Source organism: Flavobacterium sediminilitoris (assembly GCF_023008245.1).
Taxonomy (GTDB): domain Bacteria; phylum Bacteroidota; class Bacteroidia; order Flavobacteriales; family Flavobacteriaceae; genus Flavobacterium; species Flavobacterium sediminilitoris.
This window is the reverse complement of sequence record NZ_CP090145.1, coordinates 1087462-1103102: the sequence shown is the minus strand read 5'-3', so window position 1 is coordinate 1103102 and position 15641 is coordinate 1087462. Positions and strand designations below refer to the sequence as shown.

Below are 15641 nucleotides of genomic sequence, written 5' to 3'. Positions count from 1 at the left end.
CTATATTTTTATAGGCTTAGTTTTAAAAATAAAAAATATTAAAATGAAAAAAATAACGCTATTTTTAATACTTTGTTGTTTGAGTCAATTGCAAGCACAAGAGCTTACAATACCTCAGCAAACGCAGTACTTAGCTGATAATCCGTTTTCAATGTCTCCAACATTTGCTGGAATTGGTGATAATGCAAGAGTTCGTTTAAACGGTCTTACACAATGGGTAGGAATTAAAAATTCACCAATAAATCAATCTCTTGCAGTAGATTTTAGAATTGCAGATAGATCAGGTGTAGGAGCCTATTTTTATAATGATAAAAATGGTAATACTAGACAATATGGAGCAAAATTCTCTTTTGCACAACATTTAATTTTAGATTATGATACTGAACAATACTTATCTTTAGGGATATCATTTAATTTAAATCACTTTAGAATTGATATTGAAAATTTTAGTAATCAATTAGATCCTTCAATTAATGGAGATAGAGCAACACAAAACTATAATTTTGATATTGGTTTTTTATATAGATATAAAGATTTCTATTTTAGTTATAATGCTTCAAATATTTTAGATAAAAATATAAAAGAAGTTAACTTCTTAGAACCAGATTTGTTGTTAAATCACCAAGTTTATTTAGGAAGTAAACTTAGAAAAAGCGGATCTACTTTCGAAATTGAACCTTCAGCATTAATTCAATATTTTCAAAGTGATGGTCGTTCAACAACCGATTTAAATATTAAATTTAAGAAACATGTTTATGAAGATTATTATTGGATAGGAGCTACAGCAAGATTCTTAAATGAACAATCGTTGAATCCTGTAACTGTTGGTCCAATGGTAGGACTTAGAAAAAATAATTTTTATTTTGGATATTCATATCAAATAAATACAAATGAATTATTGTCATATAATTCTGGAACACACATGATTACACTAGGTTTCGACTTTTTACAAGGACTTAGTAATTGTCCATGTACTCAGAATAGAGTTGTTTACTAAAAGAATAAAAAACATAAAAAATGAATGTAAAGTTTACTTTAATTAGTTATTTAGCTAATTTTGGTAAACTTTAATGATTAAATAAGCATAGTAATGAAAACACTTAATGATTTTGATTTTAATAATAAGAAAGCAATTATTAGAGTAGATTTTAATGTTCCTTTAGATGACAACTTTAACGTAACAGATGCAACGAGAATTGATGCAGCAAAATCAACTATAGATAAGATTTTAAATGATGGTGGTAGCGTTGTTTTAATGAGTCATTTAGGAAGACCTAAAGGGAAAGAACTTAAATATTCGCTTCAACATATTGTATCTGCTATAGAAAAATCATTAAATAAACCTATAAAATTTATTTCTGATTGTATAGGTAGTGATGTTGAAAATGTTGTTGCTACTTTGCAAAAAGGTGAAATATTACTATTAGAAAATCTAAGATTCTATACAGAAGAAGAAAAAGGTGATGTTGATTTTGCAGAAAAACTTTCAAAATTAGGCGATATATATGTAAATGATGCCTTTGGAACAGCACATAGAGCACATGCTTCAACAACAATTATTGCTCAATTTTTTCCAAACAAGAAATGTTTTGGTGCATTATTAGCAAAAGAGATAGAAAGTATAAATAAAGTACTTTCAAATTCTGAGAAACCAGTAACTGCAATTTTAGGAGGAAGTAAAGTTTCATCAAAGATTACAGTCATTGAAAATATTTTAGATAAAGTAAATCACTTGATAATAGGAGGAGGAATGACTTTTACTTTTGTAAAAGCATTAGGAGGAAAAATAGGAAACTCTATATGTGAAGATGATAAAATTGATTTAGCAATTGATATATTAAAGCAAGCAAAAGAAAAAGGAGTCCAGATTCACTTGCCAATTGATGTAGTGGGAGCTGATTCTTTTTCAAATGATGCAAATACTAAAGTTTTTGATGTGAATAATATTCCAGATGGTTGGCAAGGTTTAGATGCTGGTCCAAAATCTTTAGCTATTTTTGATAAAATATTAAACACTTCAAAAACAATTTTATGGAATGGTCCACTTGGAGTATTTGAAATGGAATCATTTGCTGTAGGAACAATTGCATTAGGAGAATCAATTGCAAACGCAACAAAGAATGGTGCATTTTCACTTGTAGGTGGTGGTGATAGCGTTGCTGCTGTAAAACAATTTGGTCTTGAAGAAAAAATGAGTTATGTTTCTACAGGAGGTGGAGCAATGCTTGAAATGCTTGAAGGAAGAACATTGCCAGGAATTGCAGCAATTTTAAATGATTAGATAATAAAAACAATTAAAAATAAGTTATAATAGTTATAACTAAAGATAAATTGAATAATGAATAATATAAAAATTTTACTTGCTTTTTTTTCGTTTTCAGTATGTATATATGCTCAACAAAATGTATTAATAAGTGAAACAGCACCTAAAATTTCATTTTTAGATTCTATTAAATCAACTTTTGTAAACCATAATACAAGTAATTGTATTGATGAAAGATGGATGGCAGAGTTATCAAATGATCAAATTTTTGATGAAATGTATAACGATGTTACAGAAATAGATATAGATTCTCTTGTAACCTTTGATTTGTCTTCTGAACTACTAAAAGAAAGATTAAAAATATTAGATAGTAAATCTCCATTTAATATTGAATACAACCCTGCATTGGAAAATGTAATTAAATCTTTCTTGAAAAGACGAAAAGGTATGTATGAAAGATTAATGGCAATTTCAGAATATTACTTTCCTATGTTTGAAGAGCATTTAGCAAAGTATGATGTACCATTAGAAATTAAATATTTAGCAATTGTTGAATCAGCGCTAAACCCTAAAGCAAGATCTAGAGTTGGAGCAACAGGATTATGGCAATTTATGTATCCTACAGGAAAACAGTTTAACTTAGAAGTTAATTCGTATGTAGATGAGCGTTATGATCCTTTAAAAGCAACCGAAGCAGCATGTCAATATTTATCTAGTTTATATAAAATATTTGGAGATTGGAGTATGGTTCTAGCATCATATAATGCAGGACCAGGTAATGTATCAAAAGCAATTAGACGTTCAGGAGGTAGTCAAAACTACTGGAATATTAGAAAAAATTTACCTAAAGAAACAGCTAATTATGTTCCTGCGTTTTTAGCAACAATGTATATTTATGAATTTCATAAAGAACATAAGTTTGAACCCAAGAAGGCAGCATTAACTTATTTTGAAACAGATACTATAGTTATTAAAAAGAAAATGTCTTTTCAACAAGTTTCAGAATTATTAGACGTACCTGTTGAACAAATAGAGTTTTTAAATCCTATTTATAAGCTTAATGTTATTCCATTTCAAGAAGATAAAAAACATTATTTAAGATTACCAAAAGATAAAATAGGATTATTTGTTTCTAATGAAGATAAAGTTTATGCCTATTTAGATCATTTAGATACTTTTAAGGAAAAAACACTATTTCAATCAGAATCTAATGATGAAGCTATTACAAGACAAGTTAAATACCATAAAATTAGAAGTGGTGAAAGCCTTGGAATTATAGCTCAAAAATATAAAGTTTCCGTTGCCGATTTGAAAAGATGGAACAAAATAAGAGGAAATTTTATTCATGCAGGAAAAAGTTTAAAAATTTATTCTAATCAAAAAGTATCATTTTCAAGCAATAAAAAATCAAGGAATAACTCTGTAAATCAAGTATATATGGTTAAAAAAGGAGACTCATTGTATTCAATAGCTAAGAAGTTTCCTGGAATTTCTGCGGATGATATTAAAAAATGGAACGATATTAGAGGTAATAATATTAAACCAGGAATGAAATTAAACATTAACGGATAAAAACCGCTTATATGAAACAGTTATGTATTACTTTTTTTAGCATATTTCTTCTATTTTCATGTCAATCTAAAAACGAAGAGAAGAATGCTATTTTATCTGAATCAAATGGAAAAATTAATAATGTTTCCATTATTGTTGATGAAAATCTATGGAATGGAGAAATAGGAGATTCTATTAGAAAAAAATTTGCAGCTCCAGTCGATGGATTAATAAACGAAGAACCATTATTCAATCTAAATCAATATCCAACTAAAATATTTGAAGGAATTGTTAGAAAGAGTAGAAATATTATCATAATTGAAAAATCTAATAGATCTGGATACAGTTTTAAAAAGAATGAATTCGCAAAACCTCAAAATGTATTTTATATCGTAGGTCAAAATAATGATGAGATTTTAGCAATATTAGAAAAAAAAGCTAACGAAATTATACAGTCACTAAAAAGTTCTGAAATAACTGAAAATCAAAATAGACTTAAAAAAGCCCTAGTTGATGATAAAAAAGTTAGAGATCGATTTGGCATTGGTTTAACAATAGGACATGGCTACAAATATGACATGGTTAAGGATAAATTCCTTTGGATTAGAAAAGAATTTAGCACAGGTTATAATAGCATTTTAGTATATGAAGTGCCAATTAATTTTATTGAAAATGATTCTAATGTTGTAACCAATATAGTTAAAATGAGAGATTCTATTGGGAAACAATTTATTCATGGAACATTAAATGATACATGGATGGTTACAGGAGAGGATTATTCACCATATCTTTTTGATATAAAAATTGCTGGAAGAAAAACATTTGAAACAAAAGGGAACTGGTATCTTAAAAATGATTTCATGGCTGGTCCGTTTGTGAATTATGCTATTAAAGATGAAAAAAATAATCGTTACTTAATTCTAGAAGGTTTTACTTATAATCCATCTAAAGCAAAACGAGATTTAGTTTTTGAATTAGAATCTATTATTAAATCGGTTAAGTTCTTTAAGTAATCTAAAAAAATAGTTAGAGCTACATAAGTACAAAATAAAAATCTCATTAAACAAATATTTAAGCCGTTTAATGAGATTTTGTTTATTTCACACACTTTATAATTTTTCAAAAATGATAACATTCAAAATAAAGCGATTTAACGAACTTTCTCTTGTTGAACTATATTCTGTGTTGCAATTAAGATCAGAGGTTTTTGTAATGGAGCAAAACTGCGTATATCAAGATATTGATGGTAAAGATGAAAAAGCAATTCACGTAGTAGGATATTATGAAGGCAAAATAGTAGCTTATACTAGAATTTTTAAAAAAGGAGATTATTTTGATGAAGCATCAATAGGGAGAGTTGTTATAAGTCCAAAATATCGAGATAAAAAATGGGGACATAGTTTAATTAATGTATCTATAGACGCTATTAAAGAAGTTTTTAACGACACTAAAATTACTATTTCAGCACAACAATATTTGACAAAATTTTATCAAGCACATGGTTTTGTTCAAACAAGCGAAATGTATTTGGAAGATGATATTCCACATATTCAAATGAAAAGGAACTAAATTTTAGTAATTACAATTTCTACTCGTCTATCAAGTAAAGCACCTTTTCCAAGAGATTGTGTATTTCCGTAACCTTTATACGTCATTCTCTTTTTGTTTATTTTCTTTAGAAATAAGTATTTATAAACAGCTAAAGCTCTATTAGTTGATAATTCACGTTTTTTAGTTTCTCTATCAATAGCTTCTTTTTGATATGTAGGAATACAACAAACATGTCCTTGAATTTCAAATTCAATATTTTTAAACTTTAAAAGTTGTTTTGCAATTCTGTCGAGTTCTTTTTTAGCTTGAAAAGATAGTTTACTACTTCCTCTTTCAAAAAGAAGTTTGTCAAGATAAATTCTATCACCTACAATGGGCTCTTTTGGAATTATATTATAAATGCCTGAAATTTCTAATTTCTCAATTGTAATAGGTTTATAATTTACTACAACATCAACTCTTCTGTTTTTTGATCGTATTTCTGGAATATTTTCTAGTAAATCATCATCAATTAATATTCGTCCTTTACCTTCAATACTAATAATGATTTTACTTTTTATGCCTTTTGAAATTAATTTTTCTTTTACAGTATTAGCTCTATTTGTAGAAAGAACATAATTGTATTCGTCTTTTCCTCTATCATCACAATATCCAAAAATCTCAATGGTTTCAATATGTGTAGTGTCTAATTTTTGTGTAAATTTTAAAAGAGCTTCTGCTTGAATTTCTTTTAAATCATATTTATCAAATTCAAAATAAATAGAATGAACTTCCTCTTCTTGTGCCCTTAAGAAGAAAGACATAAGAAAAGAAAGAATTAGCAAAAACCGTTTCATTTTACTTTTTTAATATGGCATTATACTGAGAAGGAGTATTTAAAACCGTTTTAGCTTTACTAATTTCAATGTCTTTTTGAGTATAAAACTCATATAAGCCTTCTTTATATTGGTAACGAGTAATAAGTTCTTCTTGCAATAATTTTACAAATTCCGTTTTATATTTCGAAACTTCTTGGTCTTGACTTTTTTCTAAGGCAATTTGTAGTTGTTTATACTCATTTACTATAGAATCATCTATTTTCTCTTTCTTAGCTTTTTCTAAAAGTGTTTTTAATGCTTTTCCTGTTTCAGAATCTAAGCTATATTTTTCTTGTTTTATAAACGTTTTGAAAGCATTAAAATCGGCATCAGAAATAGAAGGAATTCCTGTTTGATTTGGTGTTTTGTAGTATAGGGTAGTTGCAAAATCAAAAACAGCATCATTTTTCAATAATGCATCAGCAATAGTACTTGTTTTAGTTTCTTCAACAATAAGATCTGGTAAAACACCACCACCGTCATAAACGGCTCTTCCTCCTTTGGTCTTAAATGCGTTAAAATTGTTTTTATCAATCTTAACTGCTTTTCCATTTTTATCTTTATGAGCGTAATCTAGCGCTTGAATACATCTTCCAGAAGGCGTGTAATATCTTGAAATAGTAACTTTTACTTGAGTACCATAAGATAAATTTAAAGGTCTTTGTACTAATCCTTTTCCAAAACTTCTATTTCCTACAACAACTGCTCTATCTAAATCTTGCAACGCTCCAGAAACTATTTCAGAGGCAGAAGCACTTCTATCATTAATAATAACCGCTAATGGAATTTCAGTGTCAATTGGTTCATTTTTAGTTTTGTAAGTATTGTTGTGTTTTTCAGATTTTGATTTTGTGGTTACAATTATTTCATCTCTTGGAACAAATAAATTACAAATATTAACAGCTTCATGTAATAGACCACCTGGATTTCCTCTTAAATCTAAAATAATTTTTGTTGCTCCTTTTTGTTTTAAATCTAATAGAGCAGATTTTGTTTCACTACTCGATTTTTCTGTGAATTTTGAAAGTACTATATAACCTGTATTATCAGGTAATAATGAATAAAAAGGAACAGCTTTTACCTCAACTTCATCTAAAATAATACTTGTTGTTTCTTTTTTTCCTTGTCTTTCAAATGTAATATTTACTTTAGTGTTTTTTACACCTTGCAATAACTGAGAAGCATCTTCTTTATATTCTTTAAGATTTATGTCTCCTATTTGAGTTATTTCATCACCTGCTTTTAAACCTGCTTTATCTGCCGGAAAACCTTTGTAAATTTCTTTTAAAAACACACGACCTTCTTTTCTTTGCACCATAGCTCCAATTCCTGTGTATTCGCCTGTGTTATTTATCTTAAACTTTAAAACATCTTGTTCATTAAAGAAAACAGTATATGGATCAAGTTCTGCCAGCATATTTTTGATAGCAACATTCATTAATTCTCCAGGATTTGTTTCGTCTACATAGTTTTGATTTACCGTTTTAAAAGTTGCCGTGAAAATTTCAATTTGTTTTGCAATTTCAAAGAAATCATTTTTAAAACTTACAGCTAGAAATAGAAATCCTATACTAAAAAAGGTTAGAATGTATTTTTTATTAAAAAATCGTTTCATTATTACTTGTTTTTATTTTTAAGCTTTCTTCTGATTAGAAAGAACGCTACTACGAAAATAAGGATAAATGGCCAAATATGTAAGATTCCAAGGAAGAAACTTGATAATCCATTAAAGCCAGATGAAATAGCATTCCACATTTTACTTCCATAAGAAATGGTTGTTCCTGTTCCTGTTGGATTTTCGGTGTACATTTCAATAGAAATAGTACTCATTGCTACTTTGCTTTGTAGATATTTTAATCGTCCTTCTTTCGCTTCAATTTCTTCTCTAATTGATGCTAATTCTTTTTCAATTTCTAGTATTTCTGTAACCTTATTGGCTTTTTTAAGAATTTCTAAATAACGATTTTCTAATGTTCGTTTTGCTTTTAATCGTGCTTCAAGATCAACAAATTCTTCTGTTACATCTTGCGCGGAAATTTCTTTTTTGTCAAAATGTTTTACTCCTTTGCTTATTTCGTTTATAAAAGAATCGAAATAAGCATTTGGAAGACGAATAGTAATATGTCTATATGTTGATTCATAATCTTTTCCAGAATCATCATTTTGAACGTAAGCTTTGTGTGATTTTATCGCTTTTTGAATAGCAATAAAGCTGTTCTGTAAGTTTTGTGTTTCAAATCGTAGGTTACCATTTTTTATAATCTTTATATCAGATTTGTTTTTTTCAGTTTCATTTACATTATAAGAATAATTCTCAGAAATCATTGGCGCCATTTCGGCAGCTTCAACAGTTTCAGTTTTATAATCTACATGAGCAGATTCTTTATTGCAAGATAAAAGGAGTGTAAGTAGAAATAAGGAAGAAATAACTGTTTTCATAAGTAGTTCTTTAAGATTAAAAAAATAGATTTACAATATAAAGAATCACAAAAACTCAGCCAAAAATTATTTTTTTATTTCTAAGATAAATTTTTCAAATAATAAAATCGTTTTTTCATGAATTTCATGATAAGTAAGACGTTCTTTTGTTTGATAAAAAAACATAATTGCGTATGGCTTCTCTATGTTTTCCAATATCATATTTTTATTTAAACGATAGCATTCACGAAGTAATCGTTTAAAATAATTTCTATCAACTGCTTTTTTGAAATATTTTTTAGAAACAGAAACGCCAAACTTTAATTGCTCTGTTTCTGTTGGGTTTTCAACAAAAACTAAGCGTAATGGATATTTTGAAACTGATTTGCCTTCAGAAAAAAGCAAGTCAATTGTGTTTTTACTTTTTAGCTTCTCGTTTTTAGGATAGTTGAAATTCATAATTTTTTTAGAAGCTGTAAAGATATATAAAATCGTAAAGAATTTGTTTTGTTATCTAAAAAAGAAGAGTCTAGATGGAATTGTATTAAAAAAGCTCATCATTGATGAGCTTTTTTGTTTTTAGTAAGGTGATCTAAAGTTGTAAAATATTATTCTACAATTAGTTTGTATTTAGGAGTATTGTTTAACGGACAAAAGTATACGTATTCTCCTTTTTCTAGTGTAACAGGAACTTTTGAAGAAGCTGTTTCACCATCTTTAATAGTTTTAGTTAGCATAGCATCAGCAATAAAATCAGATTCTTGAATATCTTCTTTGTTTGGAGCTAAAACAAAAGCTACTTCATGGTCAATACCATTGTTTGTTACTTCAAAAGAGTAAGTGCCTGGTTTTAGGTTTAATTCTGTAGTAGTAAAAGCGCCTTTTACTTCTTCAAGTTTAATTATTTCAGTTACTGGAGTTTCATCCATTACTACTTCTTCAACGGCTGGAGTTTCTTCAACAACCACTTCTTCAACTTGTTTTTTCTCGTTACAAGAAGCAAAAAGCATTACTGTGAAAACACTCATTGCTAAAATACATTTTTTCATTTTTCTATTTTGATTAAATTATTATTGCAAATGTATAGTAAGGCTAATTTTTGAAATGTTGGCTAGATTACATAAGTGTGTTTTTTAATTATTCTTTTACTTTACTCAATAATTTATAATTTATTTGATTCGTTTAGGTTTATTATTGTTGTTGAGCAAATCAATAAAAGATTTATTGTGCTCATTGAGTTCATCTAAATTTATCATTATGTGTGTAATTTTTTATTTTGCGTGTAATTTATAAATGAAGCTCAATGTGCACCTTGAACTTTTTTATTTTACTTATATTTTACTAATTTTTTAGCAACTTCATTTAGGGTTTTTCTGTTTTGATCTATAAAATATAACCCTGCTTGTATGAGTTCAAAGATGTTTTTCTTTGATGTATCATCCATTTCAGGTGAAGCATTTCTTAATTGTGGCATTAAACGATAATAGTTCTTTTGGTTTCTTGGTCCTAATGTTTCATACATTTTAGTAAGATGATAATTTACGGTTTCAGCATTAGCCGAAAGTAGAATGTCAATTAAAGGAGAAATCCATTTTATTTTTCCTGCATTTACAAATTTTTCAAAAGTGTAAGGCTTTAATACTTCTCCTGTTCCTATTGAGACAATAACCATATCATTAATATCGGGATAATCTCGTTTGTTAGGATCTTTTAAGACTTTTGAAAAAGGTATTTTTCTAGCTTCTGCATAAGCACATAAAGCAGGATTATTTGCATATACACCACCATCTATTAATGTAAACTCTTGATCATAGAGCGATTTTATTTTGGCAGGTTCAAAATAGGTTGGCGCTGCACTCGTGGCTCTACAAACATCTTTTACATAAAAATTTTCTAATTGCGAATTTGCTTCGTGACTACAAAAAAATTTCGCTTTTCTTTGATTGATGTCGTAAGATGTTATTAAACAGGGTTTTATTAATTCTCTCAATTCTAGGTTTCCGAATACTTCATATAATTGTCTTTCAAGATTTCTTTGTGAAATTTTTTCATTAAAAAGACCAAATGGATTTATAATTTCTTCCCAAAATGACACATTAAAAATTGAATCTCCTTTTTTTGCATATAAATCTAAAGCCGCTTCAATTGAAAATTTTGCGTTTTTAGAATTATCAGGGAATAATAGGATTGCAGATAATAAACCACCAGTGCTGCTTCCCGCAACCAAATCAAAATAGTCGCCAATTTTAGCATTTGGATTATCAATTTTTTGTAGTTGTTCTTGAATATATCGTAAAACAACACAAGTTATAATACCTCGTATTCCACCACCATCTAGACTTAATATTCTAATTTTTTTTGCCATACATTTTATTTTAAAACAGTTGTGATGACAACATCAAAAATGGTTTTTATAATGTTGTTTTTAATATTGTTTAATCGAATTTTAGATAGTCCAGCTGTTTGTAGTGCTTTTAATGCAATAATATCTTGCTGACTTTTTAGTAACCATTGAAATTCTTCTTTTGTTATAGCTCCTTCAATTAATAATAATAACCAGCGTTCTATTTTTTCTTTCGATTTTTTAAGAAAATCGTCAATATCTTTTTTAATTTCTGGTTTTAATTCTTTGTATTTATTTTCTAAGAGAGTTAAAAGGCTTGCTTTTAGGTCGCTCATTACTTTTTCGATATCCATGATTTATATTGTTTTTATTTGTTGTTTGTAAGTTTTATTGTGATATAATTTCTAATAGATTGTCTTTTGATGTTTTATCTTTTTTAATTTCATATTGAATGAGAAGGTCAAAAGCTTCTTCAATTTGTTTTTTTGATTCATTAATAAAAGTAGGAGAGAGGCTTTGTTTTTCTTCCCAAAGTTTAAAAAAGCCACTAATAAGATGCTTTTCTTTATTAGTTAAAACTTGCCACATTGCAAAAGTAATTTCGTTGTTTGGCTTGTTTTTTTCGTATTCTTTAAGCTTTTCTATGTTGAGTTTTAATTTTTCAACAGCTTCTTTTTGTTGTTCAAAAGGATATATTGCATTATCCATAATTGATAATGTTTCTACTTTAAATTCAGTTGTTTTTTGATAGGAATATTGATCGAAAATGGCTGTTTTTAATGATTGACAGCTTGTTAAAACAATTAATAGAAGTAGAACAGATTTTATTTTTAGTGTTTTCATGGTTTGTGTTTATTTGTTGTTTGTTTTATAAAATTACATAATCATTTTTATCTTTCTTAAGTTTAGATAATTTTCTCCAATTATTATATCCAATTTTCTCAAAATGAGGTAAGTCTTTGAATGTTTTCCAATTTCCTCCCCAATCCCAATTGTATTTTGCGAAAATTTTCACACATTCAAACCAATCGGCCACCTTATCTCCATCCCAGTCTTTCATAGTATCCCAAGATGCTTTTTTACCATCTATAATAAGGCATATGTCTACTGCAAATCCGTAATTGTGAATAGATTGTCCTCCTTTTGCATTTGTTACTTTTTTTCCTGAAATAGTGCGCCCTTTGGCATATAATTCGTTTTGTTCTTCAATAGTACGAAACCCTTGTGTGATTCGTATTTTTGCTCTTTCAGAGAGTGCAATGTTGCATTCTTCAACAATCTTTTCTACTTCATCTCTAACTAATGGATGAAGTTTCTGAATTCTTTTTTTAGTGTATTTGTCCATAAAACAGTATTTTTAAATTATAAAACAAATATAAAGAAAATAATCTTAATTTACAAATAATACAAAGAAAATAATCTAAGTATTTTTATTTTATATCTTGATTAAAATGAATAGTTAAGCAGTTTTTTGAATTTTTTTGATTTATATTTACAATAAAAATATTCTATGTCTGAAAATATTCCACAAGCCAAAACAATTGATGAAGTTCTTTCAATTTTGAATGTAATTATTGATGAATTTATAGAGAATAAATCTACTTTGGGTTACTTTGCTGTTTTGTACTACAAGGTTACTGAAAAAGTAAAAGAAGGAATAGAGGAGGGAATGTTTCAAAATGGACCACGAATGGAGCAACTTGATGTGATTTTTGCTAATCGATATATTAAAGCGTATTATGAATATAAAATGAGTTTGCTACCGTCTTCTTGTTGGGAAGTTGCTTTTAAATATGCCAATGATTATTGGATAGTAGTATTACAACATTTATTATTAGGGATGAATGCTCACATTAATTTAGATTTAAGTATTGCAGCAGCACAAGTTGCACCTGGAGATGAAATACATGACTTGCATGCCGATTTTAATATGATTAATCATATACTATCTGGGTTAGTGGGTAATGTAGAAACTGCTATGTCAGATGTTTGGCCTTTTTTAAAATGGGTATTAAAGAAAACCAGAAATGTAGATACTTTTCTAATTGATTTTAGTATGCAAGAAGCTAGAAACGGTGCTTGGAAATTTGCAGTTGAATTAGCACCATTAAATTCAACACAACTGGAACAACAAATACAACTTAGAGATAAAAAAATAACAAAAATTGCAGATTTAATTACTAATCCTGGATATATTCCTTCTTTGATTTTTAAGATCCTTCGTTTGTTTGAAAGAGGAAGTGTGGTGGCAAAAATTGATAAATTGAGAAGTGTGATTTAAATTGGTTATATGTATTATAAGTTTAATGTTATCAATATTTAATGCTTTTCTTTACATCATCAGTATGTTCTAGAACTTTTTTGCAAGCTATTTTTTATGACAACTGTTAATTATGTTCCCAAAGATAATAATTGTAATTTAGTAAGTATAAAAGGTGGTTAAATAGTATTAATATGTTTCTAAAACATGGAGTAAAGAAGGATTTAGAAACCTAAAGAATTCATCTATTGATTTGTTTTTTTAAAAAGCTGTGACAAAAGCAGTTGTGACAAAATTTTTTGTCACAACTGCTTTTGTCACAAACTTGTGATAAATCTTTTTTATAAAATTATTTTGTCACAGTTTTTTGATAGTTCAGTTTTGTTTTCTTTCGAATAAATTTAATGATTTTTTAAAATGCAAAGTAAAGACGGATTTTGTTTCAATATTAGCTTTTTTAGAAATTCTAGTTACAATCCCTTTTGGTTTAATAAATGCATTCGCTACTTTACTTGGTTTAGTCTTTTTTTAAAAGATTCTGCAACCTCATCCAAATGTTTTATAACCTTATCTTTTTCAGCTTGAGTTAGTTTTCTTTTTACGTTATTTTCTTCAATAACAAGATTATCTAACTGTTTTTCTACATCATCAGTATGTTCTAGAACTTCTTTGGCACTTTTACGTAGACCTCCTTTTATGGCTGCTGTTATTTCTCCTCCCAAAGATAATAATTACAATTACTATTTAGTAAGCATAAAAAAACCACCATAAGGTGGCTTTGAAATTAATTTTCTTTTCTATAATAAATTCCTTTTTCATCCTTTAGAATTTCGCTTACTTTATGTGGACTTTGGAAATATAAAGGTTCTCCCGTTTCATCTGAAATGACTAAAAAAAGAGCTCTATCGAATACGGGCTCATGCAATGAAGTAGTCCAAGAATTAATTTTTTTACCTCTTGGTCTAGCTACTTCGTCTTTTTCTCTAAATGAAACGCCTAAAATATTTTCTTCTCTATAAGATGTTTTTTGTATATCTTTTAGTACTTGTTTAGCTTTAGCAAGCATTTGTTCTTCTGTATGTTTCATATCATTTTATCGTTATTGGTTTTAGATTATAACCATATTTAGGTTCCGTTCTAATTCTATTAATATATTCTAATGCATCTGTTAATTCGTCTTTAGTCCATTTACCTCGTTCTGCAAGTATTTTGTTCCAAACATAGGTTTCTTTTTTTAACACATCTAACTTATTATAGGATATTTCTCCCACCTCTTCAAAATGTTCCAAATGTTTCATTTCATGGAATAAAACAATTTCTGTTGGATTTTCATAAATTTTCTTTTCAAAATCAATTAACTTTCTTGGTAAAATCAATTGTTTTGTTTCTGCATTAAAACCACCTACAAAATCATTATCTTTCATAAATCTAAACAAATCGTTTGGTTTATCAAATCTATTGCCATTGATAACAATTGGTTTAAATTGATTTAATGCATTTTTTATATCTCCTTCTAAAATTAAATTAACTCCTTTTTGTTTTAATATACCCCTTAATTGTCTTATTTGTCTTTCTGTTGCAACTTTACCTCCTAAATTTCCAATTTTATGTGAAGCCATAAAATCAACCTCTGCAACATCTTCCAAATGTTCAATTACCTCATCTATTTGATTGGTTTCATCTGCATTTTTAGCGGTTTTCTTTAAATCATCAGTATGTTCTAGAGCTTCTTGGGCACTTTTGCGTAAACCTCCTTTTATGGCAACGGTTAATTCTCCACTCAAAGATAAGATTTGGATGTCAAATTTAAAGCATAAAAAAACCACCTTCGGGTGGTTTAGTTAATATTTATATTTATAGATTAAATCATTTATTTTTAGAAGAAAACTTTTAGAAGTTAACTCAATACTATCAATAGGGCTGTTTTCAACTTTAAAAATTATTTTGTCTCCTTCAATAGTTTTTGAAAATTGTTTACCTTCTAATGTGTTTTCTACCATATTGGTAAAATTATGTGAATCAACAAATTCAAAAAATCGTTCCACTGGTATTTCTAAACCATCTTTATCTTTTATAGTATCTGTAAATCTTTCAATATCTGTTCTAGCTAAATGTTCTTTTAGTTGAATAACTTTATCATCTTTGTAAATTGCTTTTGCCGCAGATTTTATATCTTTGGAAATAGCAAACATAACTCTAGGAGATTTGTCTTTATAGGCTATTATCATCAATTGCAATACCTTTTCTAAAGGTCCTGAATCGTTAAAATTTCCATATTTAACCATTTCTGTTCTCCATTTTTCATCAAATGGATTGGGAGCATCTAATATTTTCTCGTTGACATCTTCCCATAAAAAACCAATGTTTATTCCTTCAAATATCATAATTATTTATTTT

At 27.8% G+C, this 15641-nt stretch carries 19 protein-coding genes; 6 read left to right on the top strand and 13 right to left on the bottom strand.

Annotation, left to right across the window (positions count from 1 at the left end):
- Nucleotides 1–43 precede the first annotated feature (43 nt).
- The 5 genes from LXD69_RS05130 to LXD69_RS05110 all read left to right on the top strand — a co-directional run bounded on the left by LXD69_RS05130 (nucleotide 44) and on the right by LXD69_RS05110 (nucleotide 5383).
- Complete coding sequence (locus tag LXD69_RS05130; protein ID WP_045970438.1) at nucleotides 44–997, top strand: PorP/SprF family type IX secretion system membrane protein; 954 nt, start codon at nucleotides 44–46, stop codon at nucleotides 995–997.
- A gap of 93 nt (nucleotides 998–1090) precedes the next feature.
- On the top strand, nucleotides 1091–2281 hold the full coding sequence (locus LXD69_RS05125; protein WP_246917972.1) for a phosphoglycerate kinase: 1191 nt from the start codon (nucleotides 1091–1093) through the stop codon (nucleotides 2279–2281).
- A 57-nt stretch (nucleotides 2282–2338) separates the two neighbouring features.
- Nucleotides 2339–3835, top strand: coding sequence for a lytic transglycosylase domain-containing protein (locus LXD69_RS05120; protein ID WP_246917971.1), 1497 nt, complete (start codon nucleotides 2339–2341; stop codon nucleotides 3833–3835).
- Nucleotides 3836–3846: 11 nt separating this feature from the next.
- Nucleotides 3847–4827 (top strand): DUF4837 family protein, encoded by a 981-nt coding sequence (locus tag LXD69_RS05115; RefSeq protein WP_045970444.1) that lies wholly within the window; start codon nucleotides 3847–3849, stop codon nucleotides 4825–4827.
- Nucleotides 4828–4939: 112 nt separating this feature from the next.
- On the top strand, nucleotides 4940–5383 hold the full coding sequence (locus LXD69_RS05110) for a GNAT family N-acetyltransferase (protein ID WP_246917968.1): 444 nt from the start codon (nucleotides 4940–4942) through the stop codon (nucleotides 5381–5383).
- Here the strand turns inward: LXD69_RS05110 and LXD69_RS05105 are convergent.
- The 9 genes from LXD69_RS05105 to LXD69_RS05065 all read right to left on the bottom strand — a co-directional run bounded on the left by LXD69_RS05105 (nucleotide 5380) and on the right by LXD69_RS05065 (nucleotide 12329).
- On the bottom strand, nucleotides 5380–6201 hold the full coding sequence (locus LXD69_RS05105; RefSeq protein ID WP_246917967.1) for an OmpA family protein: 822 nt from the start codon (nucleotides 6199–6201) through the stop codon (nucleotides 5380–5382). The two genes, LXD69_RS05110 and LXD69_RS05105, sit on opposite strands and share 4 nt — an antisense overlap.
- Nucleotide 6202: 1 nt before the next feature.
- On the bottom strand, nucleotides 6203–7837 hold the full coding sequence (locus LXD69_RS05100) for a S41 family peptidase (RefSeq protein WP_045970453.1): 1635 nt from the start codon (nucleotides 7835–7837) through the stop codon (nucleotides 6203–6205).
- A gap of 2 nt (nucleotides 7838–7839) precedes the next feature.
- Complete coding sequence (locus LXD69_RS05095) at nucleotides 7840–8661, bottom strand: DUF4349 domain-containing protein (RefSeq protein ID WP_045970455.1); 822 nt, start codon at nucleotides 8659–8661, stop codon at nucleotides 7840–7842.
- Between the two features lie 66 nt (nucleotides 8662–8727).
- The gene (rnpA, locus tag LXD69_RS05090) at nucleotides 8728–9099 is read right to left on the bottom strand and encodes a ribonuclease P protein component (RefSeq protein ID WP_246917966.1); all 372 of its coding nucleotides are present in this window, start codon (nucleotides 9097–9099) and stop codon (nucleotides 8728–8730) included.
- A gap of 149 nt (nucleotides 9100–9248) precedes the next feature.
- A complete protein-coding gene (locus LXD69_RS05085; protein WP_246917965.1) occupies nucleotides 9249–9689 on the bottom strand; it encodes a plastocyanin/azurin family copper-binding protein in 441 nt (146 codons plus the stop codon).
- Nucleotides 9690–9967: 278 nt separating this feature from the next.
- The gene (locus tag LXD69_RS05080) at nucleotides 9968–11005 is read right to left on the bottom strand and encodes a patatin-like phospholipase family protein (RefSeq protein ID WP_045970463.1); all 1038 of its coding nucleotides are present in this window, start codon (nucleotides 11003–11005) and stop codon (nucleotides 9968–9970) included.
- Nucleotides 11006–11010: 5 nt separating this feature from the next.
- Nucleotides 11011–11337 (bottom strand): hypothetical protein, encoded by a 327-nt coding sequence (locus tag LXD69_RS05075; RefSeq protein WP_045970465.1) that lies wholly within the window; start codon nucleotides 11335–11337, stop codon nucleotides 11011–11013.
- A 34-nt stretch (nucleotides 11338–11371) separates the two neighbouring features.
- Nucleotides 11372–11827 (bottom strand): hypothetical protein, encoded by a 456-nt coding sequence (locus LXD69_RS05070; protein ID WP_246917964.1) that lies wholly within the window; start codon nucleotides 11825–11827, stop codon nucleotides 11372–11374.
- Between the two features lie 25 nt (nucleotides 11828–11852).
- Nucleotides 11853–12329, bottom strand: coding sequence for a M15 family metallopeptidase (locus LXD69_RS05065; RefSeq protein WP_045970469.1), 477 nt, complete (start codon nucleotides 12327–12329; stop codon nucleotides 11853–11855).
- A 165-nt stretch (nucleotides 12330–12494) separates the two neighbouring features.
- Here LXD69_RS05065 and LXD69_RS05060 point away from each other — a divergent pair, with 165 nt between their 5' ends.
- A complete protein-coding gene (locus tag LXD69_RS05060) occupies nucleotides 12495–13265 on the top strand; it encodes a DUF5995 family protein (RefSeq protein WP_246917963.1) in 771 nt (256 codons plus the stop codon).
- A gap of 482 nt (nucleotides 13266–13747) precedes the next feature.
- Here LXD69_RS05060 and LXD69_RS05055 read toward each other — a convergent pair whose 3' ends face one another.
- The 4 genes from LXD69_RS05055 to LXD69_RS05040 all read right to left on the bottom strand — a co-directional run bounded on the left by LXD69_RS05055 (nucleotide 13748) and on the right by LXD69_RS05040 (nucleotide 15628).
- Nucleotides 13748–13966 (bottom strand): hypothetical protein, encoded by a 219-nt coding sequence (locus LXD69_RS05055; protein WP_246917961.1) that lies wholly within the window; start codon nucleotides 13964–13966, stop codon nucleotides 13748–13750.
- A gap of 62 nt (nucleotides 13967–14028) precedes the next feature.
- On the bottom strand, nucleotides 14029–14331 hold the full coding sequence (locus tag LXD69_RS05050; protein ID WP_246917960.1) for a hypothetical protein: 303 nt from the start codon (nucleotides 14329–14331) through the stop codon (nucleotides 14029–14031).
- A 1-nt stretch (nucleotide 14332) separates the two neighbouring features.
- On the bottom strand, nucleotides 14333–15028 hold the full coding sequence (locus LXD69_RS05045; RefSeq protein ID WP_246917959.1) for a zincin-like metallopeptidase toxin domain-containing protein: 696 nt from the start codon (nucleotides 15026–15028) through the stop codon (nucleotides 14333–14335).
- 57 nt (nucleotides 15029–15085) lie between these two features.
- On the bottom strand, nucleotides 15086–15628 hold the full coding sequence (locus tag LXD69_RS05040) for a hypothetical protein (RefSeq protein WP_246917957.1): 543 nt from the start codon (nucleotides 15626–15628) through the stop codon (nucleotides 15086–15088).
- Nucleotides 15629–15641: the final 13 nt, after the last annotated feature.

Excerpts from the sequence above, each read along its gene's own strand:
- LXD69_RS05130 (WP_045970438.1), top strand. The coding sequence starts at position 44 with ATGAAAAAAATAACGCTATTTTTAATACTTTGTTGTTTGAGTCAATTG.
- LXD69_RS05125 (WP_246917972.1), top strand. The coding sequence starts at position 1,091 with ATGAAAACACTTAATGATTTTGATTTTAATAATAAGAAAGCAATTATT.
- LXD69_RS05120 (WP_246917971.1), top strand. The coding sequence starts at position 2,339 with ATGAATAATATAAAAATTTTACTTGCTTTTTTTTCGTTTTCAGTATGT.
- LXD69_RS05115 (WP_045970444.1), top strand. The coding sequence starts at position 3,847 with ATGAAACAGTTATGTATTACTTTTTTTAGCATATTTCTTCTATTTTCA.
- LXD69_RS05110 (WP_246917968.1), top strand. The coding sequence starts at position 4,940 with ATGATAACATTCAAAATAAAGCGATTTAACGAACTTTCTCTTGTTGAA.
- LXD69_RS05105 (WP_246917967.1), bottom strand. The coding sequence starts at position 6,201 with ATGAAACGGTTTTTGCTAATTCTTTCTTTTCTTATGTCTTTCTTCTTA.
- LXD69_RS05100 (WP_045970453.1), bottom strand. The coding sequence starts at position 7,837 with ATGAAACGATTTTTTAATAAAAAATACATTCTAACCTTTTTTAGTATA.
- LXD69_RS05095 (WP_045970455.1), bottom strand. The coding sequence starts at position 8,661 with ATGAAAACAGTTATTTCTTCCTTATTTCTACTTACACTCCTTTTATCT.
- rnpA (WP_246917966.1), bottom strand. The coding sequence starts at position 9,099 with ATGAATTTCAACTATCCTAAAAACGAGAAGCTAAAAAGTAAAAACACA.
- LXD69_RS05085 (WP_246917965.1), bottom strand. The coding sequence starts at position 9,689 with ATGAAAAAATGTATTTTAGCAATGAGTGTTTTCACAGTAATGCTTTTT.
- LXD69_RS05080 (WP_045970463.1), bottom strand. The coding sequence starts at position 11,005 with ATGGCAAAAAAAATTAGAATATTAAGTCTAGATGGTGGTGGAATACGA.
- LXD69_RS05075 (WP_045970465.1), bottom strand. The coding sequence starts at position 11,337 with ATGGATATCGAAAAAGTAATGAGCGACCTAAAAGCAAGCCTTTTAACT.
- LXD69_RS05070 (WP_246917964.1), bottom strand. The coding sequence starts at position 11,827 with ATGAAAACACTAAAAATAAAATCTGTTCTACTTCTATTAATTGTTTTA.
- LXD69_RS05065 (WP_045970469.1), bottom strand. The coding sequence starts at position 12,329 with ATGGACAAATACACTAAAAAAAGAATTCAGAAACTTCATCCATTAGTT.
- LXD69_RS05060 (WP_246917963.1), top strand. The coding sequence starts at position 12,495 with ATGTCTGAAAATATTCCACAAGCCAAAACAATTGATGAAGTTCTTTCA.
- LXD69_RS05050 (WP_246917960.1), bottom strand. The coding sequence starts at position 14,331 with ATGAAACATACAGAAGAACAAATGCTTGCTAAAGCTAAACAAGTACTA.
- LXD69_RS05040 (WP_246917957.1), bottom strand. The coding sequence starts at position 15,628 with ATGATATTTGAAGGAATAAACATTGGTTTTTTATGGGAAGATGTCAAC.